24 protein-coding genes, 1 pseudogene and 1 riboswitch are annotated in these 26,304 nt (G+C 73.5%); of the genes and pseudogenes, 17 read left to right on the forward strand and 8 right to left on the reverse strand.

Annotated elements, in window-relative coordinates; translation table 11 throughout:
* The first annotated feature begins 50 nt into the window (after positions 1-50).
* The 7 genes from paaA to RF647_RS02380 all read left to right on the forward strand — a co-directional run bounded on the left by paaA (position 51) and on the right by RF647_RS02380 (position 6,952).
* Positions 51-1,067: a 1,2-phenylacetyl-CoA epoxidase subunit PaaA gene (paaA, locus tag RF647_RS02350; RefSeq protein WP_017833091.1), complete on the forward strand. Its 1,017-nt coding sequence runs from the start codon at positions 51-53 to the stop codon at positions 1,065-1,067.
* Positions 1,068-1,069: 2 nt separating this feature from the next.
* Positions 1,070-1,387 carry a 1,2-phenylacetyl-CoA epoxidase subunit PaaB gene (paaB, locus tag RF647_RS02355; protein WP_017833090.1) on the forward strand — a complete coding sequence of 106 codons (318 nt, stop codon included), beginning with the start codon at positions 1,070-1,072 and terminating at the stop codon, positions 1,385-1,387.
* The gene (paaC, locus tag RF647_RS02360; protein ID WP_368810328.1) at positions 1,384-2,211 is read left to right on the forward strand and encodes a 1,2-phenylacetyl-CoA epoxidase subunit PaaC; all 828 of its coding nucleotides are present in this window, start codon (positions 1,384-1,386) and stop codon (positions 2,209-2,211) included. Before paaB ends, paaC begins: the two co-directional genes overlap by 4 nt.
* A 7-nt stretch (positions 2,212-2,218) precedes the next feature.
* Positions 2,219-2,764, forward strand: coding sequence for a 1,2-phenylacetyl-CoA epoxidase subunit PaaD (paaD, locus tag RF647_RS02365; RefSeq protein ID WP_017833088.1), 546 nt, complete (start codon positions 2,219-2,221; stop codon positions 2,762-2,764).
* Positions 2,764-3,924 (forward strand): 1,2-phenylacetyl-CoA epoxidase subunit PaaE, encoded by a 1,161-nt coding sequence (paaE, locus tag RF647_RS02370; RefSeq protein ID WP_368810329.1) that lies wholly within the window; start codon positions 2,764-2,766, stop codon positions 3,922-3,924. The genes paaD and paaE overlap by 1 nt, the downstream gene beginning before the upstream one ends.
* A gap of 144 nt (positions 3,925-4,068) precedes the next feature.
* On the forward strand, positions 4,069-4,845 hold the full coding sequence (locus tag RF647_RS02375; protein ID WP_368810330.1) for an enoyl-CoA hydratase/isomerase family protein: 777 nt from the start codon (positions 4,069-4,071) through the stop codon (positions 4,843-4,845).
* A 124-nt stretch (positions 4,846-4,969) separates the two neighbouring features.
* Positions 4,970-6,952 carry a M13 family metallopeptidase gene (locus RF647_RS02380; protein ID WP_368810331.1) on the forward strand — a complete coding sequence of 661 codons (1,983 nt, stop codon included), beginning with the start codon at positions 4,970-4,972 and terminating at the stop codon, positions 6,950-6,952.
* 31 nt (positions 6,953-6,983) lie between these two features.
* Here RF647_RS02380 and RF647_RS02385 read toward each other — a convergent pair whose 3' ends face one another.
* Both RF647_RS02385 and RF647_RS02390 read right to left on the reverse strand, forming a co-directional pair.
* On the reverse strand, positions 6,984-7,169 hold the full coding sequence (locus RF647_RS02385; protein WP_368810332.1) for a hypothetical protein: 186 nt from the start codon (positions 7,167-7,169) through the stop codon (positions 6,984-6,986).
* Between the two features lie 48 nt (positions 7,170-7,217).
* Entirely contained in the window at positions 7,218-8,024 is an 807-nt protein-coding gene (locus tag RF647_RS02390) for a carbon-nitrogen hydrolase family protein (protein WP_368810333.1), read from the reverse strand.
* A gap of 152 nt (positions 8,025-8,176) precedes the next feature.
* On the opposite strand from RF647_RS02390, the gene RF647_RS02395 reads away from it, so the two are divergent.
* Positions 8,177-8,563: a YidH family protein gene (locus RF647_RS02395; RefSeq protein ID WP_133408975.1), complete on the forward strand. Its 387-nt coding sequence runs from the start codon at positions 8,177-8,179 to the stop codon at positions 8,561-8,563.
* Between the two features lies 1 nt (position 8,564).
* Positions 8,565-8,933 (forward strand): DUF202 domain-containing protein, encoded by a 369-nt coding sequence (locus tag RF647_RS02400; protein WP_368810334.1) that lies wholly within the window; start codon positions 8,565-8,567, stop codon positions 8,931-8,933.
* 93 nt (positions 8,934-9,026) lie between these two features.
* Here RF647_RS02400 and RF647_RS02405 read toward each other — a convergent pair whose 3' ends face one another.
* Positions 9,027-10,313, reverse strand: a complete 1,287-nt coding sequence (locus tag RF647_RS02405; protein WP_368810335.1) for an adenylosuccinate synthase — start codon at positions 10,311-10,313, stop codon at positions 9,027-9,029.
* A 235-nt stretch (positions 10,314-10,548) separates the two neighbouring features.
* Between RF647_RS02405 and RF647_RS02410 the strand changes: the two genes are divergently transcribed.
* Positions 10,549-11,958, forward strand: a complete 1,410-nt coding sequence (locus tag RF647_RS02410; RefSeq protein ID WP_368810336.1) for an amino acid permease — start codon at positions 10,549-10,551, stop codon at positions 11,956-11,958.
* 220 nt (positions 11,959-12,178) lie between these two features.
* On the opposite strand, the gene RF647_RS02415 is transcribed toward RF647_RS02410, so the two are convergent.
* Together RF647_RS02415 and RF647_RS02420 are read right to left on the reverse strand one after the other, a co-directional pair.
* Positions 12,179-12,676: an SRPBCC family protein gene (locus RF647_RS02415; protein ID WP_368810337.1), complete on the reverse strand. Its 498-nt coding sequence runs from the start codon at positions 12,674-12,676 to the stop codon at positions 12,179-12,181.
* A gap of 3 nt (positions 12,677-12,679) precedes the next feature.
* Positions 12,680-13,033, reverse strand: coding sequence for a helix-turn-helix transcriptional regulator (locus RF647_RS02420; protein ID WP_133409401.1), 354 nt, complete (start codon positions 13,031-13,033; stop codon positions 12,680-12,682).
* A 251-nt stretch (positions 13,034-13,284) separates the two neighbouring features.
* Positions 13,285-13,391, forward strand: a riboswitch (SAM riboswitch).
* A gap of 70 nt (positions 13,392-13,461) precedes the next feature.
* Here RF647_RS02420 and RF647_RS02425 point away from each other — a divergent pair.
* Both RF647_RS02425 and metE read left to right on the forward strand, forming a co-directional pair.
* Positions 13,462-14,388: a methylenetetrahydrofolate reductase gene (locus RF647_RS02425; RefSeq protein ID WP_368810338.1), complete on the forward strand. Its 927-nt coding sequence runs from the start codon at positions 13,462-13,464 to the stop codon at positions 14,386-14,388.
* 56 nt (positions 14,389-14,444) lie between these two features.
* Positions 14,445-16,850, forward strand: coding sequence for a 5-methyltetrahydropteroyltriglutamate--homocysteine S-methyltransferase (metE, locus tag RF647_RS02430; RefSeq protein ID WP_368810339.1), 2,406 nt, complete (start codon positions 14,445-14,447; stop codon positions 16,848-16,850).
* 73 nt (positions 16,851-16,923) lie between these two features.
* Here metE and RF647_RS02435 read toward each other — a convergent pair whose 3' ends face one another.
* Complete coding sequence (locus tag RF647_RS02435) at positions 16,924-18,870, reverse strand: ABC transporter ATP-binding protein (RefSeq protein WP_368810340.1); 1,947 nt, start codon at positions 18,868-18,870, stop codon at positions 16,924-16,926.
* A gap of 73 nt (positions 18,871-18,943) precedes the next feature.
* On the opposite strand from RF647_RS02435, the gene RF647_RS02440 reads away from it, so the two are divergent.
* Positions 18,944-19,444 carry a MarR family winged helix-turn-helix transcriptional regulator gene (locus RF647_RS02440; RefSeq protein WP_368810341.1) on the forward strand — a complete coding sequence of 167 codons (501 nt, stop codon included), beginning with the start codon at positions 18,944-18,946 and terminating at the stop codon, positions 19,442-19,444.
* A gap of 25 nt (positions 19,445-19,469) precedes the next feature.
* Here the strand turns inward: RF647_RS02440 and ald are convergent, their stop codons facing one another.
* Together ald and RF647_RS02450 are read right to left on the reverse strand one after the other, a co-directional pair.
* The gene (gene ald / locus RF647_RS02445) at positions 19,470-20,564 is read right to left on the reverse strand and encodes an alanine dehydrogenase (protein WP_368810342.1); all 1,095 of its coding nucleotides are present in this window, start codon (positions 20,562-20,564) and stop codon (positions 19,470-19,472) included.
* A 76-nt stretch (positions 20,565-20,640) separates the two neighbouring features.
* Entirely contained in the window at positions 20,641-21,642 is a 1,002-nt protein-coding gene (locus RF647_RS02450; RefSeq protein ID WP_368810343.1) for a D-2-hydroxyacid dehydrogenase, read from the reverse strand.
* A 64-nt stretch (positions 21,643-21,706) separates the two neighbouring features.
* Here RF647_RS02450 and RF647_RS02455 point away from each other — a divergent pair.
* The 4 genes and pseudogenes from RF647_RS02455 to RF647_RS02470 all read left to right on the forward strand — a co-directional run.
* A pseudogene (locus RF647_RS02455) lies at positions 21,707-22,979 on the forward strand (aspartate aminotransferase family protein).
* A 94-nt stretch (positions 22,980-23,073) separates the two neighbouring features.
* On the forward strand, positions 23,074-24,579 hold the full coding sequence (locus tag RF647_RS02460; RefSeq protein ID WP_368810344.1) for an NAD-dependent succinate-semialdehyde dehydrogenase: 1,506 nt from the start codon (positions 23,074-23,076) through the stop codon (positions 24,577-24,579).
* Positions 24,569-25,783: a M24 family metallopeptidase gene (locus tag RF647_RS02465; RefSeq protein WP_368810345.1), complete on the forward strand. Its 1,215-nt coding sequence runs from the start codon at positions 24,569-24,571 to the stop codon at positions 25,781-25,783. The genes RF647_RS02460 and RF647_RS02465 overlap by 11 nt, the downstream gene beginning before the upstream one ends.
* 4 nt (positions 25,784-25,787) lie before the next feature.
* Positions 25,788-26,304: aminotransferase class I/II-fold pyridoxal phosphate-dependent enzyme (locus tag RF647_RS02470; protein ID WP_368810346.1), on the forward strand; the 517-nt coding region annotated here is incomplete at its 3' end.

A 26,304-nucleotide genomic window follows, 5' to 3' on the forward strand; every position in this document is an offset into this window, starting at 1 on the left:
GCGTGCGGCCCTCCCGCCCCGCGGCGCCATCTCGTCGGAAGAGGGACACCATGACTACGCAGAACACCGGGCTCCACGCCGTGCCCGCCGCGGACGCGGCCGAGCAGGCGGAGCTGGACCGCGCGGGCGAGGAGCACTTCGACCGCATCATCGCCGAGGACTCCCGGATCGAGCCGCGCGACTGGATGCCCGCCGCCTACCGCAAGACCCTGGTCCGCCAGGTCTCGCAGCACGCCCACTCCGAGATCATCGGCATGCAGCCGGAGGGCAACTGGATCTCCCGGGCGCCGTCCCTCAAGCGCAAGGCCATCCTCATGGCCAAGGTGCAGGACGAGGCCGGCCACGGGCTGTACCTCTACTCCGCCGCCGAGACCCTGGGCACCCCCCGCTCCGAGCTCAACCAGCAGCTGCTGGACGGCCGGGCCAAGTACTCCTCGATCTTCAACTACCCCGCGCGCACCTGGGCCGACATGGGCGCCATCGGCTGGCTCGTGGACGGCGCGGCGATCGCCAACCAGGTCCCGCTGTGCCGGGCCTCCTACGGCCCCTACGGCCGGGCCATGGTCCGCATCTGCAAGGAGGAGTCCTTCCACCAGCGCCAGGGCTGGGAGATCCTCTACGAGCTCTCCCACGGCACGCCCGCCCAGAAGCAGATGGCCCAGGACGCCGTGAACCGCTTCTACGGCCCCTCGCTGCAGATGTTCGGCCCCCCGGACGACGACTCGCCCAACTCGAAGCAGTCCATGGCGTGGAACATCAAGCGCTTCTCCAACGACGAGCTGCGCCAGCGCTTCGTGGACATGATCGTGGAGCAGGCCGCGGCACTGGACCTGACCCTGCCGGACCCGGACCTCAAGTGGAACGAGGAGCGCGGCCACTACGACTACGGACCGCTGGACTGGGACGAGTTCAAGGCCGTCGTCGGCGGCCGGGGCCCGTGCAACCTCCAGCGCATGCAGCGCCGCCGCACGGCGCACGAGGACGGCGCCTGGGTCCGCGAGGCCGCCGCCGCCTACGCCCGCAAGACCGCCGCGGAGCGCGCCTCCGCCGAACTCATCGGAGCCTGAGCATGAGCGAGAACACCGTGAGCCCGATCGGCGCGCCCTCGGACGAGTGGCCCCTGTGGGAGGTGTTCGTGCGGTCCTCGCGCGGGCTCTCCCACGTCCACGCCGGATCCCTGCACGCCCCGGACGCCACGATGGCCGTGCGCAACGCCCGGGACCTCTACACCCGCCGCAACGAGGGGACCTCCGTGTGGGTGGTGCCCTCCGCGGCGATCACCGCCTCGGACCCCGACTCCAAGGGCGGGTTCTTCGAGTCCGCCCAGGGCAAGAGCTACCGCCACGCCACGTACTACACCAAGAGCGAAGGGGTGAAGCACCTGTGAGCTTCGCATCCCACGAGTCCGCGACCCGGCAGAGCGCGGGCGACGCCATCACCGCGGAGGACATCCGGGCCGGCGGCGCGAAGGCCCCCGAGGACGTGGCCCGCTACGCCCTGTACCTGGGCGACGACGCCCTGATGCTCGCCCAGCGCCTCGGCTGGTGGATCGCCCGGGCCCCGGAGCTCGAGGAGGACATCGCGCTGGCCAACATCGCCCTGGACCTGCTCGGGCACGCCCGCTTCCTGCTCACCTACGCGGGCACCGCGTGGGGGAAGACCGAGGACGACCTCGCCTACTTCCGCGACGAGGAGGAGTTCCGCTCCTGCCGCCTCGTGGAGCAGGAGAACGGCGACTTCGGACAGACCATCGCCCGGCAGCTGATCTTCTCCTACTACCAGTACGAGCTCTACCGCCGCCTCGTCCGCTCCACCGACCCGACGCTCGCGGCCATCGCACACAAGGCGCTCAAGGAGGTCGAGTACCACCAGGACCACGCCAGCCAGTGGATCCTGCGCCTGGGCCTCGGCACGGAGGAGTCCAAGCGCCGCGTCCAGGCCGGCCTCACCTACATGTGGCCCTACGTGGACGAGCTGTTCCACGACGACGAGCTCGTCGAGTCCCTTGGGGACGTCGCCGTGCTCCCGTCCTCCCTGCGCGCCGACTTCGACCGCCGGATCACCGCGATCCTCGACGAGGCGGGGCTGTCCGTCCCCGAGGTCCTGGGCGCCTGGGGCGGCGACCGCTCGGGGCAGTTCAGCGAGCAGCGCGGCCACATCCTCGCCGAGATGCAGGTGCTGGCCCGCCGGCACCCCGGCGCCACCTGGTGAGCAGGCGATGACGATGACGGGCTCCGAGCAGACGGGCGCCACGCAGGTGACCGGCCGCGAGCTGCGCCCCCGGGACGAGGCCGCCGGCCGCGTCTGGGACATCGCCGCCACGGTGAACGACCCGGAGGTCCCCGTGCTCTCCATCGCCGACCTCGGCATCCTGCGGGACGCCCGGCTGGAGGGCGCGCGCGCCGTCGTCGTCATCACCCCGACCTACTCCGGGTGCCCCGCGATGGAGACCATCACCACGGACGTCACCCGGGCGCTCAACGCCGAGGGCTACGACGACGTGCGGGTCGACCTCGTGCTGCAGCCGGCGTGGACCACGGACTGGATGAGCGACGAGGGCAGGCGCAAGCTCGACGAGTACGGCATCGCCCCGCCCAGCGGCCGGGCCGCCGCCGGCCCCGTCCGGCTGGGGCTCACCGTCAAGTGCCCGCGCTGCCACTCCCTGAACACCCGCGAGCTGACCCGCTTCGGGTCCACCGCCTGCAAGGCGCTCCACGTCTGCAACGAGTGCCTGGAACCCTTCGACTACTTCAAGGTGCACTGATGACCGAGATCACCGCCCCTGCCCGGCGCCGGGCCACGTTCAACACCCTCGAGGTCTCCCAGGTCCGCAAGCTCACCGCGGACTCCGTCGAGGTGGCCTTCGCGGTGCCCCCGGAGCTCGTGGACGACTACGACTACCTGCCCGGGCAGTACGTGGCGCTGCGCGCCCGGATCGACGGGCAGGAGGTCCGCCGGTCCTACTCGATCTGCGCGGAGCCGCGGCCGGGCGAGATCCGGGTGGCGATCAAGCAGGACATCGGCGGGGTCTTCTCCACCTGGGCCAACAGCTCCCTGAGTGCCGGCGACACGCTCGACGTCATGAACCCGCAGGGCGCGTTCATCTCCAAGCTCGGGCTCACCAGCATGAACGACCCCGAGCGGCTCGCCGCCGAGGAGGTCGCGAAGAACGCCTCGGTGCACCTCGTGGCCTTCGCCGCGGGCTCGGGGATCACCCCGATCATGGCGATCGCCAAGGCCGTGCTGCGCGCCTCGGAGTCCTCCACGTTCGACCTCGTCTACGCGAACCGCTCCGCGATGGAGGTCATGTTCGCCGAGGAGCTCGGGGACCTCAAGGACAAGTACCCGTCCCGCCTGGCGGTCCACCACGTGCTCTCCCGCGAGCAGCGGATCAGCCCGCTGATGTCCGGGCGGATCGACGCCGACAAGCTCCAGGACATCCTGGACGAGGTGCTCCAGGTGGACCGGACGGACGAGTGGTTCCTGTGCGGGCCGTTCGAGCTGGTCCAGCTGTGCCGGGACACCCTCGCGGAGCGCGGCGTGCCGGAGGAGAAGATCCGTTTCGAGCTCTTCAGCACCGGCCGTCCCGAGACCCCCCAGGGGCAGCAGGGACGCGTGGTCCCGGCGGACCCCTCGGGCGAGAGCTACGACATCACGTTCACCCTGGACGGGCTCTCCTCCTCGATCGAGTCCCCCAAGAACGCCCAGGAGACCGTCCTCAACGCCGCCCTGCGGGTCCGTCCCGACGTCCCGTTCGCGTGCGCCGGCGGGGTGTGCGGCACGTGCCGCGCGAAGGTCGTCTCCGGGGAGTTCGTGATGGAGGAGAACTACGCCCTCGAGAAGGACGAGATCGAGAAGGGCTACGTGCTCACCTGCCAGACGCGTCCCACCTCCGAGCAGCTCACCGTCGACTTCGACGCCTGAGCCGCGCGGCCCGGGGCCCGGCACCTGCGCGGTGCCGGGCCCCGGGCCGTCCTGCACCGCCCCCGGCGCCGGGCGCCGGCACCACACCCGGCCCCCGGCATCCCGGTTCCCGCACCCAGTCCCCGACCTCACCGAGGAGCAGCAGTGATCGACCTGACCATCGACGGATCCGTGGCCGAAGTGGTGCTGAACGCGCCCGGGAGGATGAACGCCCTGGACGAGGCCGCGCTCGCCGAGCTCGGCGACGCCTACGCCGAGGCGGCGCAGGCGGGCGTCCGCGCCCTCGTGCTGCGCGGCGAGGGCCGCGGCTTCTGCGCCGGCCGGGACATCTCCGCCGTGGACCCCGCGACCGACGACGCCCACGGCTACCTGGCCGGGAAGGTCACCCCGCTGCTGCGCGCCATGACCCGGTTCCCCGCCCCGACGTTCGCCGCCGTGCAGGGCCCGTGCCTGGGCGTGGGGCTCGGCCTGGCGATCGCCACGGACGTGGTCTACGTCGCGGACAGCGCGAAGATCGGCTCCCCCTTCGCCAGCCTCGGGGCGACCCTCGACTCGGGCGGGCACGCCCTGTTCACCGAGCGGCTCGGCGCCCACCGGACCCTGGACCTCATCTACACGGCCGAGCTGATGAGCGGCCAGGAGGCCGTGCGCTCCGGCCTGTTCAGCCGTTCGGTGCCAGCCGACGAGCTGCTCGAGCTCACCCGGGCCAAGGCGGCGGCCGTGGCCGAGGGCGCGACCGGCGCGTTCCTCGCCTCCCGCGAGCTCGTGGCCCAGATCCGCGACGAGCGGCTGGGGCTGTGGGAGTCCGTGGAGAACGAGAACCGGGTGCAGGGCGAGCTGTGCCGCAGCGCCGACTACGCCGAGGGCTTCGCCGCGTTCCAGCAGAAGCGCCCGCCGCGGTTCACCGGCGACCGCTCCTGACCCGGGAGGACGGTCCCGCCGGGGCCGGCCCCGTGGCGGACACGGGCCGCACCCGGGACGAACCGGGTTAAGCGGTCGGGGAACAGCCCGCCCGCTCCGCCGGGAGCCGGTTAACGTGGTGGGCATGACATCCACGGTGACCTCTTCGGTGTTCGACCTCTCCGGCTTCGACCGCTCCGTCCGCCCCCAGGACGACCTCTACCGCCACGTCAACGGCACCTGGCAGCGCCGGACCGAGATCCCCGACGACAAGCCGTCCGTGGGCGCGTTCATCGAGCTGCGGGACCAGGCGGAGGCCGCCGTGCGCGAGCTCATCACCCGGGCCCGCGCCGGGGACCCGGAGGCCGTGGAGTCCAAGATCGCGAACCTCTACGCGTCCTTCATGGACGAGGAGCGGATCGAGGCGCTCGGCGCCTCCCCCCTCGCCCCGGACCTCGCGGAGGTCGACGCCGTGGCGGACGTCCCCGGCCTGGTGCGCCACCTGGGCCGGATGATCCGCCGCGGTGCGGGCGGCCTGGTCGGCGTGGACGTCGACGCCGACCCGGGCGACCCCGAGCGCCAGCTCGTGTTCGTGGGGCAGTCGGGGCTGGGCCTGCCCGACGAGGAGTACTACCGGGACGACCAGCACGCCGCGATCCGCGGGAAGTACCTGGAGCACGTGCGGACCATGCTGTCCCTGGCCGGGGTCGAGGACGCCGAGGAGCAGGCCCGCGCCGTGGTGGACCTCGAGACGCGGATCGCCTCCCACCACTGGGACAAGGTCACGGTCCGCGACCTCACCAAGATGTACAACCCCATGGGCTTCGAGGAGCTCGCGGCCTCCACCGCGGTCCTCGACTGGCGGCTCCTGGCCGAGGGCGCGGAGCTGCCCGGGGCGGCGCTGCGCACCGTGGTCAACGCCCAGCCGAGCTTCTTCACCGGGGTCGAGGAGCTGCTCGTCGACGAGCTGCTGCCGGCCTGGCGGTCCTGGGCCCGCTGGCACCTGGTCTCCGCGCGCGCCTCCTACCTGTCGTCCGCGTTCGTCGAGGAGGACTTCGCCTTCTACGGCACCGTGCTCTCGGGGACCCCGCGGCTCAAGGACCGCTGGAAGCGCGGGGTCGAGCTCGTCAACGGGGTCCTCGGCGAGGCCGTGGGCGAGCTCTACGTCGCCGCACACTTCTCCCCCACCGCCAAGGAGCGGATGGACGAGCTCGTGGCCAACCTCCTGGAGGCCTACCGCGTCTCGATCACGGGCCTGGACTGGATGACCGAGGAGACCCGCCAGGAGGCGCTGAAGAAGCTCTCCCAGTTCACCCCGAAGATCGGCTACCCGGAGCAGTGGAAGGACTACTCCTCCCTGCGGATCGACCCCGAGGACCTCGTGGGCAACCGGATCCGCACCACGGAGTTCCGGCTCGCCGAGCTCGTCCGCAAGGCGGGCCAACCGGTGGAGAAGCACGAGTGGCTCATGACCCCGCAGACGGTCAACGCCTACTACCACCCGCTGCGCAACGAGATCGTCTTCCCGGCCGCGATCCTGCAGCCCCCGTTCTTCGACGAGGACGCCGACGACGCCGTGAACTACGGCGCGATCGGCTCCGTGATCGGCCACGAGATCGGCCACGGCTTTGACGACAAGGGCTCGACCTGCGACGGCGACGGCCGGCTGCGCAACTGGTGGACCGACGCCGACCGGCAGGCCTTCGAGGAGCGCACGGCGGAGCTGGTGCGCCAGTACGACCGCCTGGTCCCGGAGCAGCTGGCGGAGGAGGGCACGCACGTCAACGGCGAGCTCACCCTCGGGGAGAACATCGGGGACCTGGGCGGGCTCACGATCGCCCACCAGGCGTGGCGGATGTCCCGGGAGACCGGCAGCGCCTTCGGCCCCGGGGAGCTGATCGACGGCTACAGCCCTGAGCAGCGGCTCTTCCTGTCCTGGGCCTACGTGTGGCAGCAGAAGTCCCGCGACGAGGCGCTGCGCCACCGCATCGCCACCGACCCGCACTCCCCCAACGAGTTCCGGGCCAACCAGGTGGTCCGCAACGTCCCCGCGTTCTACGAGGCCTTCGGGGTCCGGGAGACGGACGCGCTGTGGCTGCCCGAGGTGGAGCGCGTGCGCATCTGGTGACCGGGGGCCGGGATCCGTCCCAGCCCCCGGCTCAGCCGCCGGAGCTGATCAGGAACACGACGGCGACCAGCCACAGGACGAGGAACAGCACCAGGACGCCGAGCAGGACGGTGCCGACCCAGCAGAGCACCCGCCCGGGAACGGCGGGGGTGCCGAACTTCTCGGCCTCGCGCGCCTGCCGGATCGCGAAGGGACCCAGCAGGGGCAGCACCACCACGCTCAGGATGCCGAGGATCAGCGCGGTGTCGGCGTGGCTGCGGCCGCCTCAGCCCTCGTCGGAGGGCAGCAGATCTGCCGGGCCGAACCGGCGGTTCGCGAGCACGGGCACGTTCTCGCGCACCTCGGCGATGCGCTCGCGCGTGACGTCGGCGGTCAGCACGATCTCGTCCTCCCCCGCCTCGGCGACCACCACGCCGAGCGGGTCGAGCACCGCGGAGCGGCCCACCGTGTGCTCGGAGCAGGTGTCCGCGGCCGCGACCCAGACGGTGTTCTCGATCGCGCGGGCCTTGAGCAGCGCCTGCCAGTGGTCCACCTTGTGCTCGCCGGCGAACCAGGCCGCGGGCACGGTGAGCAGCTCCGCCCCGGCGTCGACCACGGCACGGCAGATCTCGGGGAAGCGCAGGTCGTAGCAGGTGATCATGCCGACCGCGAGCTCCCCGATCCGCACCACCGTGACGCCCTTGTCCCCCGGGCGGATCCGGTCGGACTCCCGGTGGCTGAAGGCGTCGTAGAGGTGGAGCTTGCGGTACGTGCCGAGGATCGCGCCCTGCGCGTCCACGGCCACGAGCGTGTTATAGGGGCGCCCGTCGGCGGAGCCCTCGTAGCCGCCCGCGATCACGGCGACACCGGTCTGCGCGGCCAGGAAGGACAGCTGCTGGACGAACCCGGACCAGCCGCGCAGGACCAGCTCCTCGAAGTCCTCCCCGAGGAGCCGCTCGGAGAACATGGCCTCCTCCGGGAACACCACCAGCTGCGCCCCGCCGGCCGCGGCCTGCTCGGCCAGCCGGCGCATGGTCCGCAGGTTCTCGGCCGTGTCGGCGGTGGGTGCGAACTGTCCGACGGCGATCTTCACGGGTGTCCTCCTCGGCGGGTCGCGGCTGGAGCTCCCACTGTATCCGCGACCGGTGCATCCGCGACCGGCCCGTGCCCCCGCCCGTGGCACGGCCCGTGGCACGGCCCGTGGCAGGATGGGGCCGACACGACCGCGCGAGCGAAGGGCAGGCGATGGGCGAGCAGTCCGAGACCCCGGGGCGACGCCGGCTGTCCGAGCGCGTGCTCGGCGGCGGGACCGCCCCCGACCCCCGGTTCACGCTGGCCAACGAGCGCACGTTCCTCGCCTGGATCCGGACCGCGCTCGCGTTCCTGGCCGGCGGGATCGCCATCGAGGCGTTCACCGCGGACCTGTTCGACGACGGCGTGCGGAAGTTCCTCGCGATCGTGCTGCTGGTGCTGAGCATGCTCCTCAGCGCGGGCGCCACGTTCCGCTGGATCGGGGTGGAGCGGAGCATGCGGCGCCAGGTCCCGCTGCCACTGCCCCTGATCGCACCGGTGCTCGCGGTGGGCGGGGCGATCGCGGCGGGAGTGCTCGTCGTCGTCGTCCTGCAGGGCTGAGATGCCCCGCCCGCAGCTCCGCCGCCCTCCGGAGCCCCCGGACCCTCCGCAGCCGCCGCACGGGGACCCCGGCCTGCAGCCGGAGCGCACCACGATGGCCTGGGGCCGGACCCTGATGTCCTTCGTGGTGGTCTCGGCGATCTTCCTGCGCTGGCTGCCGCACCACGGGCCGTTCGTGCTGGTGCTGTTCGGCCTGGCGGTCCTCACGGCGGCGGCGATCTACGTCACACAGCGCCCCCGCTACGCCCGCAGCGCCCGCGGCATCGTCGAGGAGGGCACCGAGCCGGAGGTCGGGGCCGTGCTGGCGACCTCGGCCGCGATGCTCGCCCTCGGCGCCCTCGGCATCTGGGTGGTCCTGGTCCTCGTCTGACCCCTCCCGGGGAACCCCCGCGGGGCGCGAGATCGCACGTGCCGGCGACCGGCGACGCGCCCGTCGCCGGCACGTGCGACCTCGGGGACGGGATCAGTTGATGAGGTCGCGCACCACGATGGTGTCGTCGCGGTCCGGGCCCACGCCGATCGCGGACATCCGGGTGCCGCTCATCGACTCGAGCGCCTCGACGTAGGCCCGGGCGTTCGCCGGCAGGTCCTCCAGGGTGCGGCAGCCGGTGATGTTCTCCTCCCACCCGTCGAAGTGCTCGAAGATCGGCTTCGCGTGGTGGAACTCGGTCTGGGTCATCGGCATCTCGTCGTGCCGGACGCCGTCGACGTCGTAGGCCACGCACACCGGGATCTGCTCGATGCCGGTGAGGACGTCGAGCTTGGTGAGGAAGTAGTCGGTGAAGCCGTTGATCCGGGAGGCGTGGCGGGCCATCACGGCGTCGTACCAGCCGGTGCGGCGGGGACGGCCCGTGTTGACGCCGAACTCGCCGCCCGTGGTGCGCAGCTGCTCGCCCATCTCGTCGAAGAGCTCGGTGGGGAACGGCCCGGCGCCCACGCGGGTGGTGTAGGCCTTGATGATGCCGATCGCCCGGGTGATGCGGGTCGGCCCGATGCCCGAGCCCACGGACGCGCCGCCCGCGGTGGGGTTGGAGGACGTCACGAACGGGTAGGTGCCGTGGTCGACGTCGAGGAAGGTCGCCTGGCCGCCCTCCATGAGCACCACCTTGTCCTCGTCGAGCGCCTGGTTGAGCAGGTAGGTCGAGTCCACGATCATCGGGGCGAGCCGGTCGGCGTAGCCCAGGAAGTACTGCACGACCTCCTCGACGTCGATGTCCCGGCGGTTGTAGAGCTTCACGAGCAGCTCGTTCTTCTGCCGCAGCGCGCCCTCGATCTTCTGCCGCAGGATCGACTCGTCCAGGACGTCCTGGACGCGGATGCCGAGCCGGCCGACCTTGTCCATGTAGGCGGGCCCGATTCCGCGGCCCGTGGTGCCGATCGCCCGCTTGCCGAGGAAGCGCTCCGAGACCTGGTCCATCGTCTGGTGGTACGGGGCCACGAGGTGGGCGTTCGCGGAGACGCGCAGCCGGGAGGTGTCCGCCCCGCGCGCCTCGAGGCCGTCGATCTCCTCGAAGAGGGCCTGGGGATTGACGACGACGCCGTTGCCGATCACGGGGACGGCGTTGGGGCTCAGGATGCCCGCCGGCAGGAGCTTGAGCTCGAACTTGTCGCCGCCCACCACCACGGTGTGCCCCGCGTTGTTGCCGCCGTTGGGCTTGACCACGTAGTCCACGCGGCCTCCCAGCAGGTCGGTGGCCTTGCCCTTGCCCTCGTCGCCCCACTGGGCGCCGACGATCACGATTGCTGGCATTGAACGACTCTCCTGCCTGGATGGAACGGGACTTCTCCCGCGGGCCCCGGCGGAGGCTCGCACCGGCCGGGCACGACAACGCCCCTGCGTCGGCCCGCTCCCACCCGCGCGCCCGGGACGGCGCGACGCCGGCAGGAGGAGACCCAGGGGCTCGTACCGTGCAAGTCTAGCGGGCCGTGACCCGGGACCGGCATCCGCCGCCCCGTCCGGCGGCCGCCGCGGTCCGATACCCTCGATGCTCATGAGTTCCCCTTCCACGTGGACCCCGGCTGGGTCCCCGTCCTCCGCGCCCGCGGCCGCCCCGGGCACCCACCTCAAGGCCCGGCACCTCGTGATGATGGCCCTGGGCAGCGCGATCGGCACCGGCCTGTTCATCGGCACGGGCGCCGCGATCCGCACCGCCGGGCCGGCGGTGCTGGTGTCCTTCCTGGTGGCGTGCGTGCTGCTCGTGCTCGTGATGCGGGCGCTGGGCGAGATGGCCGCCGCGGACCCGTCCCCCGGCGCGTTCTCGACCTACGCCGAGAAGGCCATGGGCCGCACCGTGGGACGCACCCTCGGCTGGCTGTGGTGGGCGCAGATCGTGGTGGTGGTCGCGGCGGAGGCCACGGCCGCGGCCCAGCTGCTCACGGAGCTGTGGCCGGTGGCCGAGCAGTGGGTGCTGGCGCTGCTGTTCATGGTGGTGTTCACGGCGATCAACCTGGTGCGGGTGCGCACGCTCGGGGAGACCGAGTTCTGGTTCGCGCTGATGAAGGTGCTCGCGGTGCTGGCCTTCCTCGTGGTCGGGGTCGCCGTGCTCCTGGGCCTGACGGAGGAGCCCTCCCCGGGGCTCGCGAACCTCACCGCCCACGGCGGCTTCCTGCCCCACGGCCCGACCGGGGTGGCCGCCGCGCTGCTCGTGGTGGTCTTCGCGTTCGGCGGCACGGAGCTCGTGACCATCGCCGCCGCGGAGACCGAGGACCCGCAGCGCAACGTGGCCCGCGCCGTGCGCACCATCCTGGTCCGGATCCTCGTCTTCTACGTGGGCGCCGTGACCGTCATGGTCCTGGTGCTGCCGTGGAACGACGAGCAGCTCTCGGTCAGCCCGTTCGTGGCCGTGCTGGAGACCGCCGGGGTGCCCGGTGCGGACGTGCTGATGGCCGTGGTGATCATCCTGGCGCTGCTCTCGGCCCTCAACGCGAACATCTACGGGGCGTCCCGGATGCTCTGGTCGCTGGCCCGCCGCGGCTCGGCGCCGCGGGCCTTCGCCGACGTCTCCGACCGCGGGGTCCCCCGGAGCGCGGTGGTCGTCTCCGTGCTCTTCGGCTTCGCCGCCGTGGTGCTCAACTACCTGTGGCCCGAGACCGTGCTGCTGTGGATGCTCAACACCGTGGGCGCGACCTGCCTGGTCGTCTGGGGGCTCGCGCTGGTCTCGCAGATCGTCCTGCGCCGCCGCGCGGACCGGGACGGCGCCGAGCTGCCCCTGCGGATGTGGGCCTTCCCGTGGCTGTCGTACCTGGCGCTGGCGCTCCTCGCCGGGATCGTCCTGCTCGGGCTGCTCGACGACGCCGTGCGGGGCCAGCTCCTGCTCACGGCCGGGCTGGTGCTGCTCATCGCACTCGCCGCGCGCACCCTCGGCCGGCGGCCGGAGCACCTCCCCCGCGACTGAGCACGGGCTCCCCGGCCGGCCCCGGGCCGCTGCGGCCGGCCGGGGAGGTCGCCGACCACGATCGAGCACCCGGACCCGGACTGGGTCAGCTGGGCGATGTCCATCTGCCCGGTGGTGGTGTGGTGGTCGAGGTGGAAGCCGACCCCGCCCCGGTAGAGCGCGATCACACGGTCGACGTCGCGCACCGGCAGCAGAACCACCTCGAGCGTCCAGTCCACGGTCAGGCCCCGCCCTGCGCGGCCCGCCCGCCCAGCAGCTCCTCGAGCCGCTCGTAGCCCTCGGCCATGCCCTTCTCCATGCCGGATCCGACCATCCCGTCACGGGCCTCCTGGGACGCGTGGACGGTGTGCCCGCGCAGCCGGCACCGGCCGTCGCCCAGGTCCTCGAAGTGCAGGTACTCCAGGTCCACGGCGTCGGGCCAGCCCTCGTACTCGAACGTCTGGACCACGAGCTCGTTCTCGCGCACCGTGTGGAAGACGCCGCGGAAGGCGTACTCCTCGGCGCTGTCCTCGCCGCGCTGGACGAACCGGTAGGCGCCGCCGGGGCGGAACTCGAAGCCGTCGATCCGGGTCCGCAGCCCGCGCGGCCCGATCCACTGCCGGAACAGCTCGGGGTCGGCGTGGGCGCGGTAGACGTCGGCCACGGGGTGGTCGAACTCGCGCTCGAAGTCGATGAAGGGCAGGCCGTCGGGGACGGTCAGGTGCAGTGCGTGTCCCATGGTTCAGTCCTGGGTGTGCTCGCCGCGGTCCGCGGCTCGGGTGTCGAGCACGGCGTCGAGGCGGCGGAACTGCTCCTCCCGGACCAGCCGGTACCGGTCGATCCACGTGGTGAGCGCCTCGAGCCGTGCGGGGTCCAGGTGGACGGGCCGGCGCTGGGCGTCACGGGTGCGCGTGACGAGCTGCGCCTGCTCGAGGACCTGGATGTGCTTCGAGACCGCCTGGAGGGAGATCGCGAAGGGTTCCGCCAGTTCGGTGACCGTGGCCGGTCCACGGCTGAGCCGGGCGACGATGCGGCGGCGGACCGGGTCGGCCAGTGCCAGGAAGGCCCTGTCGAGCTCGTCGTCGCCGGGGTCCACGGTGTTTGTCAACTGATTCCTTGATCAACCTGTTGGTTGTCAAAGACTATGCCGCCCGCCCGGGCCCGGCAAGACCCGAGACCGGATCGTGACGGCCCCGGACCTGCGCTCCTCATGGGCGTCGTCGCCGGTGCGTCGTCGCGCGTCCGTGTTGCGTCCTGTGACGTCGCGGTCGTCACAGTCCGCGCACCGGCGTCTTCTGGGCGCCCGCACTTGGCAGCGCGGCGGGGCAGCCGCTGGAATGGGTCCTGCATCTATCCAGAGCGGCCGAGAGACCTGGCTCGTCGACGCCGCAGCAACCATCCGCGCCCCCGCCACGGGGTGCGCGGAACGGTGCTCCCGCCAGGACCGATGGAGCTGTCGCAGCCTCCCGGGTCCACTCCGGGACGGCTGCTGCCCTCCCTCGGGGTGACCCTTGGAGGAAGAACGTGACACCACGCCCGACCGCCCGGCCGGCGCCGCCGTCCCTGTCCTACGAGCTCTATCCGCCGCGCAGCGCGGCGAGCGCCGACACGCTGCTTCGGACCATCGAGGAGCTCGAGCCCACCCGTCCCGACCATGTCTCGGTGACGTACAGCGGGGACGAGCAGCGCCGGGACAGCTCGCTCGCCCTGCTCGACCACCTCCTGGCGCGCACGAGCCTGCGGCCCCTGGCCCACCTGACCTGCGTCGGCAGCACCCGGGCCGAGCTGGAGCAGACCGTGGCCGCGCTGGTCCGCCGCGGCGTCCGGGGCGTGCTGGCCCTGCGCGGCGACCTCGACCCGGGAGCCGAGCCGGGCGAGCTCCGGCACGCCGGCGAGCTCGTGGAGCTCGTGCGCGAGGTCGAGCGGCGCCACACCGCGGCCCTGGCGGCCGGCCGGCTCGCCGTGGGCGTGGCCGCCTACCCGACCCGGCACCCGGAGTCGCCCTCGTTCCGGCACGACGTCGAGGTGCTGCTGGCCAAGCAGCGCTCCGGGGCGGACTTCGCGATCACGCAGGTCTACTTCCGCCCGCAGCGCTACGAGCGCCTGGTCGCGGCGGCGCGGGCAGCCGGGGTGACGATCCCGATCGTCCCGGGGATCATGCCGGTCACCGACCCGCGGCGGCTCCGGACGCTGTGCCGGCTGGCGGGCCTGGCGCCCCACCCGGGCCTGGCCGCCGCGCTGGAGGACGCGCCCGGTCCTGCCGAGCGGCACCGCGCCGGCGTGGCCTTCGCGGCGCGGCTGGCCCGCGCCGCCCTGGACGCCGGCGCCCCCGGGCTGCACCTCTACACCTTCAACGAGCACCGGGCCGCGCTCGACCTGCTGGAGCACGTGGACCTCCCGCGCGTCCCGCACGTGCCCGTCGCGCTCGACGACCTCCTGCTCCCCGCCTGAGCACGCACCGACCCACCGTTCCGCACGACCCCTCGACACCTCTTCAGGAGACCACCATGACCACTGTCCCGTTCCCCGCCGCCACCATCACCGGCTACCCCCGGATCGGCCGCCGCCGCGAGCTGAAGAAGGCCCTGGAGGCCTACTGGGCCGGGCGCTCGACCCGCGAGGAGCTGGAGTCGGCGGCCGCCGACCTGCAGCTGGCGACCCACCGCCGGCTCGTGGAGCTGGGCCTCGGCGCCCGGGACTCGTCCCTGCCCGCGGCATTCCCCCTCTACGACCAGGTCCTGGACACCACCGTGGCCCTCGGGGCGACGCCGACCCGCTTCGCCGACCTCGCCGATGCCGAGGGCCGGCTCGGCCTCGACGCGAGCTTCGTGCTGGCCCGCGGCGACGCCGGGCGCGCTCCGCTCGAGCTGACCAAGTGGTTCGACACCAACTACCACTACCTCGTGCCCGAGATCGGCCCGGAGACCCCGTTCCGCGCCACCGCCGACCGGCTCGTGGCCGACGTCCGCCGCGCGGCCGCGCACGGCTTCACCGTCCGCCCGGTCCTCGTGGGCCCCGTGTCCTTCCTCCTCCTCGCCAAGGCCGACGACGGCGCCCCCGCGGGCTTCGACCCGCTGCAGCGGCTCCCCGAGCTGCTGCCCGTGTACGCGCGGCTGCTCCAGGAGCTCGCCGCCGCCGGCGCGGACTGGGTGCAGCTGGAGGAACCGGCCCTCGTGGCGGACCAGGACGTCCCCGCCGAGCAGCTCGCCGCATCCGTGTGGGACGCCTACACGGGCCTGACCGCCGTGACCAGGCGCCCGCAGCTGTTCGTCACCACGTCCTACGGCTCCCCCGGGCCGCTACTGCACCCGCTGGCCTGCTCCGGCGTGGAGGCCGTGCACCTGGACCTCGTCAAGGGCGCCGCCCCCACCGCCGAGGAGCTGGAGTTCTTCCGGGGCGAGGACTCCGCCGTGCTCGTGGCCGGCGCCGTGGACGGGCACAACGTGTGGCGGGCCGACCTGGCCGGCCGGCTCGACCAGCTCGCGGAGCTGGCCCGCGGGGGCGCCCAGGTGTCCGTGGCCTCCTCCACGTCCCTGTTCCACGTCCCGCACGACGTGGCCGAGGAGACCCGGCTGGACCCGCAGCTGCGGAGCTGGCTCGCCTTCGCCGACCAGAAGGTCGGCGAGATCGTCACCCTGGCCCGCGGTCTCGCCGCCGGGACGGAGGCGGTCGCGCCGGAGCTGGCCGAGGCGGCCGAGGCCCGCCGCACCCGGCAGGACGCCGCGGGGGTCCGCGACGCGGCCGTGCGCGAGCGCGCCGGTTCGCTGACCGCCGCGGACATCGGACGGTCGGCCGCGGAGGTCCGCCGGAGCGCCCAGGAAGGCCGGTCCTTCACGGCGTCCGGGCCCCTGCCCCCGCTGCCCACCACCACGATCGGCTCCTTCCCCCAGACCGCGGAGGTCCGCACCGCCCGCGCCCGGCACCGCGCCGGCGCCCTGACGGACGCGCAGTACGACGCCTTCCTGCGGGAGGAGATCGAGCGGGTCGTGCGGCTGCAGGAGGAGCTGGGCCTGGACGTGCTGGTGCACGGCGAGCCGGAGCGCAACGACATGGTCCAGTACTTCGCCGAGCACCTCGACGGCTTCGCGACCACCGTCCACGGCTGGGTCCAGTCCTACGGCTCCCGCTGCACCCGCCCGTCGATCCTGTGGGGCGACGTCAGCCGGGAGGGCCAGGGCCTGCGCGGCGAGGCGTTCACGGTGCCGTGGATCGGCCACGCCCAGTCCCTCACCGACAAGCCGGTCAAGGGCATGCTGACGGGCCCGGTGACGATCCTCGCGTGGTCCTTCGTGCGCGACGACCAGCCGCTCGGCGAGACGGCGAACCAGGTGGCGCTCGCGCTGCGGGACGAGGTCGCGGACCTCGAGGCCGCCGGGATCGGGATCATCCAGGTGGACGAGCCGGCGCTGCGGGAGCTCCTGCCGCTGCGCCGCGCGGACCAGCCCGCCTACCTCGGCTGGTCGGTGGACGCGTTCCGCCTGGCCACCTCGGGGGTGCGGGACGAGACCCAGATCCACACCCACCTGTGCTACTCGGAGTTCGGCGAGGTGGTGGGGGCGATCGACGGCCTGGACGCCGACGTCACGAGCATCGAGGCGGCCCGGTCCCGGATGGAGGTGCTGACCGACCTCGAGGCCGCCGGCTTCTCCCGGGGCATCGGGCCGGGCGTGTGGGACATCCACTCCCCCCGCGTGCCCTCCCGGGAGGAGATCGAGCAGCTGCTCGAGCGGGCCCTCGAGCACGTCCCGGCGCGGACCCTGTGGGTCAACCCGGACTGCGGCCTGAAGACCCGCGGCTACGAGGAGACGAGGGCGTCGCTGGAGCACCTCGTGGCGGCGGCCCGGACCGCGCGCGAGCGGGTGGCGCAGCCCGCCGGTCGGCCGCTGATCGTCCAGCACGGCACGCGCGGCTGACCCCGAGCGCACCGGCCGACCCGCGGGAGCCCGCGTGACCACGGACGTCCGTGGTCACGCGGGCTCCCGCGGGTCATGAGGCGGCGTCACGGGCAGCGGCCGTGCGCCGGCCGGCGTCGTCGTCCCGGCCGGTCCGGGCGGCCAGCAGCGCGAACGGGCCGCCGGCCGCGCGCAGCTCCCGCGGCGCGCCCCGCTCGACGATGCGGCCGCCCTCGAGCACCATGACCTGGTCGGCGTTCTCGACCGTAGAGAGCCGGTGCGCGATGGTCAGGGTCGTGCGGCCGGCGGCCAGCCGGTCGAGGGCCTCCTGGACCTGCGCCTCGGTGGTGTTGTCCAGCGCGCTGGTGGCCTCGTCGAGGACCAGCACGGGCGGGTTGCGCAGCACGGTCCGGGCGATGGCCAGGCGCTGCTGCTCCCCGCCGGAGAAGCGGTGGCCGCGCGCGCCGACCACGGTGTCCAGCCCGTCCGGCAGTCCGGCGACGGTGTCGGCGATGCGCGCGGCGCCGAGGGCGGCCCACAGCTCGGCGTCGGAGGCGCCCGGATCGGCCAGCAGGAGGTTCGCGCGCACCGTGGCGTGCACCAGGTAGGTCTCCTGGGAGACGACGCCCACGATCCGGGCGAGGTCCGCCGGATCGATCTCCCGCACGTCGACGCCGTCGATCGTCACCCTGCCGTGGGCGACGTCGTTGAGCCGCGGCAGCAGGGAGCCGAGGGTGCTCTTGCCCGAGCCGGTGGGCCCGACCACCGCTGTGGTGGTGCCCGCCGGCAGCACCAGGTCGAGCTCGTGCAGGACGTCGGCCCCGTCGTCGTAGGCGTAGCGCACGCCCTCGAACCGAACCTCGCCGCGCACGGCGGCCGGATCCAGCCGGACGGGCGCGGCGGGCGGGACGATCTGCGGCTCGAGGTCGAGGTACTCGAAGATCCTGCTGAAGAAGGCCAGCGCGGACACCCACTGCACGCCGATGTTCAGCAGACCCATGACGGGCCGGAAGATGGTCCCCTGCAGGGCGGTGAACGCCACGAGGGTGCCGATGGTCATGCCGCCGCTGGTGGCCGGGAAGCCGGCGGCCAGGTAGATCACGGCGGGGATGGCGGCGAAGACGATCTGCATGGTGGCCATCCGCCAGCGTCCGGCCAGCTGGCTGCGCAGCTCCAGGCCCACGAGCCGGTCGGAGCGCTCGGTGAAGCGCTCCGCGTCCCGCGCGGTGGTGCCCAGGGTCTTGGCCAGCCGGACCCCCGAGACGGACAGTCCTTCCTCCACCTGGGTGTGGAGCGCGGCGAGCTCCCGCTGGCGCTCGTCGGTGACGTCCCGGCGGATCAGGGCCACGCGGCGGGAGAGCCAGATCGCCGGCGGCAGCACCACCAGGGAGACGAGGCTCATCGCCGGGGACAGCGCCACCATGGCCACGGCCGTCGCCACGGCGGTGGTGAGGTTGGACGCCACGCCCGTGGCGGAGCTGGTGACCACGGACTGCATCCCCGCGATGTCGTGCGTGAGCCGCGACTGCACCTCCCCGCCCCGGGTCCGGGTGAAGAACCCCAGCGACTGGGCCTGCAGGTGGGTGAAGAGCTGCACGCGCAACGCGTGCATCACCTGCTGGCCCATGGCGGTGGCCATCCAGGTCTGGACCACGCCGATCACGGAGGTGAGCGCCGCGACCCCGACCATCGAGGCGGTCAGCAGCACCAGCAGGCGGGTGTCGCCGCTCGGCAGGGCGTCGTCGATCACGCCGCGGACCAGGAACGGCTGGGCGAGGTTGACGACCGAGGACGCGGTGATAAGCACGACGACGAGCGCGATCGTGCCCCGGTGCGGGGCGAACAGCGCCGCGATCCGACGCGGGCTGACGGGGTGCCGGGCGAGCTGCGTCCGGTCCGCGGGGTTCTGGCGCGCCGGCCGACCGCCGCCCCCGCCGCCTCCGGGACCGGAACCGGGCAGGACGCCCGGGCTGTCGGCCGGGGTGCCTCCGCCGTCGTGCGCCGGGGTGCGGACGCGCGCGGGGTGATGGGTCGTCGCCATGGGATCCTCCTCGGGAACTATCAAGGAGGTTACCTCTCTATGAGGTAGCCCGCAATGAAGATAGGATGACGCCATGCCCTACGACGCTCCCGATCCGGCCCGCCTGGGGGACCTGCTGCACGCCGTCTTCCGTCGGCTGCGCCGCCGGTGGGCCGAGCAGCTGGCCCCCTTCGGACTGACCCCGCACCAGTTCCGGGCGCTCGACGCCCTCGCCGGGTGTGCCGGTGGGCCGGGGCACCGGCACGGCCCGGCCGGGACCTGCCGCCACGGCGGCGGGTCCGCCAGTCTGCGGGTGAAGGACCTCGCCGAGGCCCTGCGCATCGCCCCGCGGTCCGCCACGGAGGTGGTGGATTTGCTCGAGCAGAAGGGGCTCGTGGAGCGGGTCCCGGACCCGTCCGACCGGCGGGCCACGCTGGTGGCGCTGACGTCCCGGGGCACCGGCCTGCGCGAGCGGGTCCGGGAGGACCGGCGCCGGGAGTCCGAGGAGTACTTCTCACGGCTGGTCCCGGAGGACCGGGTCGAGCTGGAGCGGCTGCTCCGCTTGCTCACGGCGGACGGCCCGGCGCCGGACTGAGCCCGGGCGGGACGTCCGCCGGGGCTCAGTCCAGCTGCGCGGGCAGGTCCGCGAAGGCCTCCGCCACTCCGGCGTGCCGGATCCTGCCGGCGGCCGTGTTGAGCCCGGCCGCGAACTCCGGATCGGCGGCCAGGGCCTGCTCCGGTCCGCGGGCCAGGCGCCGCAGATAGGGTGTGGTGGCGTTGGCGAGGGCCCGGGTCGCGGTGCGCGGCACGGCGCCTGGCATGTTCGCCACGCAGTAGTGGGTGATGCCGTCCACCTCGAACGTCGGGTCGTCGTAGGTGGTCGGGTGGGAGGTCTCGAAGCACCCGCCCTGGTCGATGGCGACGTCCACGAGCAGGGCGTGGTCGTGCAGCACCGCGAGGTGCTCACGGCGCACGAGCTTGGGCGCCGCCGCCCCCGGGACGAGCACCGCCCCGATCACCACGTCCGCCCCGGAGATCTCCTCCTCGAGCACGTGCTCGTCGCTCATCAGCACGCGGGCCCGGTGCCCGAGCAGGTCGGTGAGCTCGCGGATCCGCACGCCGTTGGCGTCGAGCACCGTGACGTCGGCCATCAGCCCCGAGGCCATCAGGGCGGCCTGCGTGCCCACGACCCCGCCGCCGACCACCACGACCTTGGCCGCGGCGACGCCGGGGACCCCGCCCATCAGGAGCCCGGGGCCGCCGGCGTTGGACTGCAGGTGGTGGGCGGCGGACTGCGCGGCGAGCCGGCCCGCGATCTCGGACATCGGCTGGAGCAGGGGCAGGGTCCGGCCGGCGCGCACGGTCTCGAAGGCCACGGCGGTGGCGCCGGCCTCCAGCAGCGCCTCGGTGAGCGGGCGGTCGGCGGCCAGGTGCAGGTACGCGAAGAGCGTGAGGTCGGGGCGCAGGAACCCGTACTCCTCGGCCACCGGCTCCTTCACCTTGACCAGCAGCTCCGCCCGCTCCCACACGGTGGACCGGTCGACCACCTCGGCCCCCGCGGCGGTGTAGGCGTCGTCGTCGAACCCGGAGCCCTCCCCCGCGCCGGTCTCCACGAGCACCTCGTGGCCGTCCCGCACGAGCTGGGTCACCCCGGCGGGCACGAGGCCCACCCGCCGCTCGGCCGGCTTGATCTCTCTGGGAACTGCTACGCGCATGGTCCGTGCTCTCCTCTCGTCGTGGCCCGCCGGCACGGGATCCGCGGCGCCGTCGCCGGCGATCCCGCCGCCCCCCTCACCGGGAGCGGACGTAGCCGGCGTTCTTGTCCACCTGGTCGACCAGCCGCTCCCCGGCCGTCCAGCGCCGGAGGTTGTCCTCGAACTGGACGGCGAGCTCGTCCCGCCACCCCTCCACGTCCCCGCACATGTGCGCGGACACGTGCACATTGTCCATCGCCCAGAAGGGGTGGTCCCGCGGAAGGGGCTCCGTGTCGAAGACGTCCAGGGTCGCGGCGGCCGGACGCCCCGCCCGGAGGGCCTCCAGCAGCGCGTCCTCGTCCACCAGCGCGCCCCGGCCCACGTTCACGAGGTGGGCGTGCGGGGACATCGCCGCGAGCACCCGGGGGCCCACGATCCCGTGCGTGCGCCCGGTCAGCGGGGCGGCGAGCACCACGTGGTTCGCCCACCCGGCGTGCTCGGCCAGCTCGGCGGTGGGGACGACGGTCCCGAAGTCCGGGTCCTCCGCCCGCGCCGTGCGCCCGGCGCCGCGGACCTCCATCCCCACCGCCCGCAGCAGGCGGGCGGTGGCGCGGCCGATCCCCCCGGTGCCCACGACGAGGGCCGTGGAGCCCTGGGTGCGCCGCAGCTCGCGGTGCACCCACCGGTGCTCGCGCTGCAGCCGCGCGCTCCGGTGCAGCTGCTTGTCGTGGGCCAGGACCGCGGCGAGGACGAACTCGGCGATGGGCCGGTCGAAGACGCCGTGCGCGTTGGTCAGCAGCACCTCCGAGGAGCGCAGCGCCGGGAACAGCACGGCGTCCACGCCGGCGGCCGCGACGTGCACCCAGCGCAGCCCCGTCGCGGCGTCCCACGCGCCGGCGAGCGCGTCCGAGAAGAAGTCCCACAGCAGCAGCACCTCCGCCGGGCGCCGCCCGGCGGTCCCCGCGAGGGCGTCGGCGAGATCCTCGCGCGTCACCACCGTGACGTCGGCGAGGGTCCGGAGGGCGTCCTCGTTGCCGGGCGGTGGCGTGCCCTCGGCGGTCAGCACGACGACACGGGGCGGCTCGCGCACGGTGCTCATGGGGCCACCCTACGGGGGCGGTCCGATTGTTGACAATCCGCATGGGCTGTTCCCATGATGAGCCATGACCTCACTGAGTCCGCTCCTGAAGCAGGCGACCCCGGTCGTCGTCGACTCCGCACGGGGCTGCTGGATCTCCGGCATGGACGGGCGCGAGTACCTGGACTTCACCACCGGGATCGGGGTGACCAGCACGGGCCACTGCCACCCCCGGGTGGTCGAGGCGGCCCGCGAGCAGGTCGGCCGGGTCATCCACGCCCAGTACACGACCGTGCTGCACCCCCCCGCTGCTCGAGCTCACCGAGAAGCTGGGCGAGGTCCTGCCGCCGGGCCTGGACTCCGTGTTCTACGCCAACTCCGGCTCCGAGGCGGTCGAGGCCGCGGTGCGGCTGGCGCGGATGGCCACGGGCCGGCCCAACGTGGTGGTCTTCCAGGGCGGCTTCCACGGCCGCACGGTGGCCGCGGCGACGCTCACCACCGCCGGCACCCGGTTCTCCGCCGGCTTCTCCCCGCTCATGGGCGGGGTGCACATGGCCCCGTTCCCCTACGCCCACCGCTACGGGTGGGACGAGCGGACGGCGGTCGACTTCGCCCTGCGGGAGCTGGACTACCTCCTGGTGACCAGGACGGCGCCCGAGGACACCGCGGCCCTCCTCATCGAGCCCGTGCTCGGCGACGGCGGCTACCTGCCCACCCCGCCGGCCTTCCTCGAGGGGCTGCGGGAGCGGGCCGACCGGCACGGCATCCTGCTGGTGCTGGACGAGGTGCAGGCCGGGGTGGGGCGGACCGGGCGGTTCTGGGGTCACCAGTTCGCGGACGTGGTCCCAGACGTGCTGATCACCGCGAAGGGCCTCGCCTCGGGCTTCCCGATCTCCGCGATCGCGGCGCCGACCGCGCTGATGGAGCGGGGCTGGCCCGGCTCGCAGGGCGGGACCTACGGCGGCAACGCCGTGGCCGCCGCGGCGGCCTGCGCCACCCTGGACGTGGTCCGCGACGAGGACCTGGTGGAGAACGCGCGGGTCCGCGGGGACCAGCTGCAGGCGGGGCTGCGGCCCCTGCAGCAGCGCTACCCCGGGATCAGCGACGTCCGCGGCCGCGGGCTGATGCAGGGCGTCGAGTTCGCGCAGGAGGACGGCTCCCCGGACGCCGCCGCCGCGCTCGCGGTGCAGCAGGCCACCACCGGCCACGGACTGCTCACCCTGACCTGCGGGCCGGCCGGCAACGTGGTCCGGCTGATCCCCGCGCTGGTGGTCTCCGAGCAGGAGATCCGCACCGGCCTCGAGCGCTTCGAGACCGCCCTGGCCGAGGTCCTCGACGGGGCGGCGGCGACCGCATGAGCCCCGCCCCGTCCCGCACCGCGCCCGGACGCACCGGATCCCGCCTCGGACCCCGCCCCGCACCCCGCGTCGATCCCGACCGGAAGGACACCCCGTGACCGACTCCGCCGCCCCCACCACCGCCTCCGAGGACGTCCTGCGCCGATCCCGGGAGGCCGTCGCCGGGGTCAGCACCGGGGTCTTCGTCGACGGCGAGTGGGCCGAGGCCGCCTCCGGGCGCCGCTTCGACGTGGTGGACCCGGCCACCGAGGAGGTCGTCGCCACGGTGGCGGACGGCGGCCCAGAGGACGCCGCCCGGGCGATCGAGGCCGCGGGGCGGGCCCAGAAGGACTGGGCGCGGACCGCGCCCCGCGAGCGCGGGGAGATCCTGCGCCGCTCCCACGACCTGATCATGGCCCGCCGCGACGAGCTCGCGCTGGTGATGTCCACGGAGATGGGCAAGCCCCTCGCCGAGGCCCGCGGGGAGGTCGCCTACGCCGCCGAGTTCTTCCGCTGGTTCTCCGAGGAGGCCGTGCGGATCGGCGGGGACATGACCCTCTCGGGCGACGGGAGGACCCGGATCCTGGTCTCCAAGGAACCGGTGGGGCCCTGCGTGCTGGTCACCCCGTGGAACTTCCCACTGGCCATGGGCACCCGCAAGATCGGCCCGGCCGTCGCGGCCGGCTGCACGATGGTCTTCAAGCCCGCGAACCTCACGCCCCTGTCCTCCCTGGCCCTCGTGGACGTCCTGGTGGAGGCCGGGTTGCCGGCGGGGGTGCTCAACGTCGTGTGCACCTCGAGGGCCTCGTCGGTGGTCGGTCCCTGGATGTCCTCGGGGATCGCCCGCAAGATCTCCTTCACCGGCTCCACAGAGGTGGGGGTGCGGCTGCTCGAGCAGGCGGCCCAGCACGTCATGCGCTCGTCCATGGAGCTGGGCGGCAACGCCCCCTTCATCGTGTTCGAGGACGCCGACCTCGACGTGGCGGTCGAGGCCGCGATGACCGCGAAGATGCGCAACATGGGCGAGGCCTGCACGGCGGCCAACCGCCTGTTCGTCCACCGCTCCGTGGCCGGGGAGTTCTCCGCACGCCTCGCAAAGCGCATGGGCTCCCTCACCGTGGGCCACGGCGTGGCCGAGGGCACCCAGGTGGGCCCCCTCGTTGAGGAGAAGGCCGTGGCCAAGGTGGAGGAGCTCGTGGACGACGCCCTGGCCCGCGGTGCGTCCGTGCTGTGCGGGGGCCGCCGGGCCGGGGGCCGGGGCTGGTTCTACGCCCCCACCGTGCTGTCCGGGGTCAGCCCCGAGGCCGCGCTCATGTCCCAGGAGATCTTCGGGCCGGTGGCGCCCGTGGTGGCGTTCGACTCCGAGGAGCAGGTGCTCGGGTGGGCCAACGACACCCCGTGGGGGCTCGTGGGCTACCTCTTCACCCGCGACGTGGACCGCAGCTTCCGCGTCAGCGAGGCCCTCGAGGTCGGCATGGTCGGGATCAACACGGGGCTGGTCTCCAACCCGGCGGCGCCCTTCGGCGGGGTCAAGGCCTCGGGCCTCGGGCGCGAGGGCGGCCGCACGGGGATCGAGGAGTTCCTCGAGACGAAGTACACGGCGGTGCCCCGTGGCCGATGACACCGTGGCCGATCCGGACGTCCGCCCCGCACTGTTCCCCGACGCGGAGTACGCCGCCCGGCTGCGCGCGGTGCGGGAGCGGATGGCGGAGCAGGGCCTGGACGCGCTGGTGGTGACCGACCCCGCGAACCTGTTCTACCTGACGGGCTACGACGCCTGGTCCTTCTACACTCCGCAGCTGCTGTTCGTGCCGGCGGAGGGTGAGCTGCTGCTGTTCCTGCGGGAGATGGACGCCAACGGCGCGTTCCGCACGTCCCGGCTGGACCCCGGGCAGATCGTCGGCTACCCCGAGCGCTACGTGCACCGCCCGCACCTGCACCCCTTCGACTGGGTGGCCTTCGCCCTGCGCCGCCGCGGCCAGGTCGCCCCGGCCGCCCGGGGGTGCGTGGGCCTGGAGATGGACTCCCACTTCTTCTCCCCCAAGGGCTACCGCTCGCTCGTCAACGCCCTCCCGGAGTGGACCCTTGTGGACGCCTTCGACCTCGTGAACTGGGTGCGCGCCGTGAAGTCCCCGGCGGAGATCCAGTACCTGCGCACGGCCGCCCGCGTCACGACGGCCGCGATGCAGGCAGCGATCGACACGATCGAGCCCGGGGTCCCGCAGCACCTCGTCGCGGCGCAGATCGCCAGGGCCCAGGTCGAGGGGGTCGACGACGCGTGGGGGGACTTCCCGGCCATGGTCCCGATGCTGCCCACCGGGGCCTCCGCCGACACCCCGCACCTCACGTGGTCGGACCGGGTGCTGCGGGAGGGCGACGCCGTGGTCGTGGAGCTCGCCGGGGTGCACCGGCGCTACCACGTGCCGCTGGCCCGCACGGTGATGCTCGGCCCGCCCACGGCCGAGCTGGGCCTGCTCGAGGAGGCCGTGGCCACGGGGCTCGAGGCCGTGCTCGACGTCACCGCCGCGGGCGTCCCGGTGCGCGAGCTCGCGAGCACCTGGAACTGGGCGCTGGCGGAGTTCGGGCTCGAGAAGCCCAGCCGGCTCGGCTACTCCGTGGGCATCGGCTATCCCCCCGACTGGGGCGAGCGCACCATCAGCATCCGCTCGGAGGACGAGAGCGTGCTCGCCGAGAACATGACGTTCCACCTCATCTGCGGCATGTGGATGACCGGGTACGGCTACGAGGTCTCCGAGTCGATCCGCATCACCGCCACCGGGACGGAGGCCCTGACCTCCTTCCCCCGAGCCCTCATCAGGAAGTGATCCCATGACCACCACCGCCGCATCCCTCACCACCGTGGCCGGCCTGCGCACCACCCCCACCGCGGGGGTGGGCGGCGACCCCGCCCGGGGCCTGCTGCCCCTGGCCCGCCGGGCGGACGGGCTCGTGGGGTCGGTCATCGACTCCTCGACGTCCCTGCTCGCCGCCCAGACCCACGACATCGTCCGCTTCGCGATGGGCGCCCCGGCCGCCGAGGTGATCCCCACGGAGCAGTTCCGGCGGATCGCCGCCGAGGTCCTCGTCGCCGGCTCGTTCACGTACGGGGCCACGGAGGGCGAGCCTGGTCTGCTCGAGACCGTCGTGGCCCACCACTCCACGACCCCGGAGCCGACCCGGCCCGAACGGCTCGTCATCACCTCCGGCGGCATGCAGGGCCTCGACCTCGCGTTCAAGCTCTTCGTGGACCCGGGCGACCTCGTGGTGGTCGAGTCCCCCACCTACACGAACGGCTCCGGCACCGCCCTCAGCTACGGCGCGGACCTGCTCGAGGTCCCCGTCGACG

Source organism: Kocuria sp. CPCC 205263, from assembly GCF_040981075.1.
GTDB lineage: Bacteria > Actinomycetota > Actinomycetes > Actinomycetales > Micrococcaceae > Kocuria > Kocuria rosea.

What these genes read in the sequence shown, in the direction of transcription:
- paaA (WP_017833091.1), top strand. Translation starts at nt 51, where the DNA reads ATGACTACGCAGAACACCGGGCTCCACGCCGTGCCCGCCGCGGACGCG.
- paaB (WP_017833090.1), top strand. Translation starts at nt 1,070, where the DNA reads ATGAGCGAGAACACCGTGAGCCCGATCGGCGCGCCCTCGGACGAGTGG.
- paaD (WP_017833088.1), top strand. Translation starts at nt 2,219, where the DNA reads ATGACGATGACGGGCTCCGAGCAGACGGGCGCCACGCAGGTGACCGGC.
- paaE (WP_368810329.1), top strand. Translation starts at nt 2,764, where the DNA reads ATGACCGAGATCACCGCCCCTGCCCGGCGCCGGGCCACGTTCAACACC.
- RF647_RS02380 (WP_368810331.1), top strand. Translation starts at nt 4,970, where the DNA reads ATGACATCCACGGTGACCTCTTCGGTGTTCGACCTCTCCGGCTTCGAC.
- RF647_RS02395 (WP_133408975.1), top strand. Translation starts at nt 8,177, where the DNA reads ATGGGCGAGCAGTCCGAGACCCCGGGGCGACGCCGGCTGTCCGAGCGC.
- RF647_RS02400 (WP_368810334.1), top strand. Translation starts at nt 8,565, where the DNA reads ATGCCCCGCCCGCAGCTCCGCCGCCCTCCGGAGCCCCCGGACCCTCCG.
- RF647_RS02405 (WP_368810335.1), bottom strand. Translation starts at nt 10,313, where the DNA reads ATGCCAGCAATCGTGATCGTCGGCGCCCAGTGGGGCGACGAGGGCAAG.
- RF647_RS02410 (WP_368810336.1), top strand. Translation starts at nt 10,549, where the DNA reads ATGCTCATGAGTTCCCCTTCCACGTGGACCCCGGCTGGGTCCCCGTCC.
- RF647_RS02415 (WP_368810337.1), bottom strand. Translation starts at nt 12,676, where the DNA reads ATGGGACACGCACTGCACCTGACCGTCCCCGACGGCCTGCCCTTCATC.
- metE (WP_368810339.1), top strand. Translation starts at nt 14,445, where the DNA reads ATGACCACTGTCCCGTTCCCCGCCGCCACCATCACCGGCTACCCCCGG.
- RF647_RS02435 (WP_368810340.1), bottom strand. Translation starts at nt 18,870, where the DNA reads ATGGCGACGACCCATCACCCCGCGCGCGTCCGCACCCCGGCGCACGAC.
- RF647_RS02440 (WP_368810341.1), top strand. Translation starts at nt 18,944, where the DNA reads ATGCCCTACGACGCTCCCGATCCGGCCCGCCTGGGGGACCTGCTGCAC.
- ald (WP_368810342.1), bottom strand. Translation starts at nt 20,564, where the DNA reads ATGCGCGTAGCAGTTCCCAGAGAGATCAAGCCGGCCGAGCGGCGGGTG.
- RF647_RS02450 (WP_368810343.1), bottom strand. Translation starts at nt 21,642, where the DNA reads ATGAGCACCGTGCGCGAGCCGCCCCGTGTCGTCGTGCTGACCGCCGAG.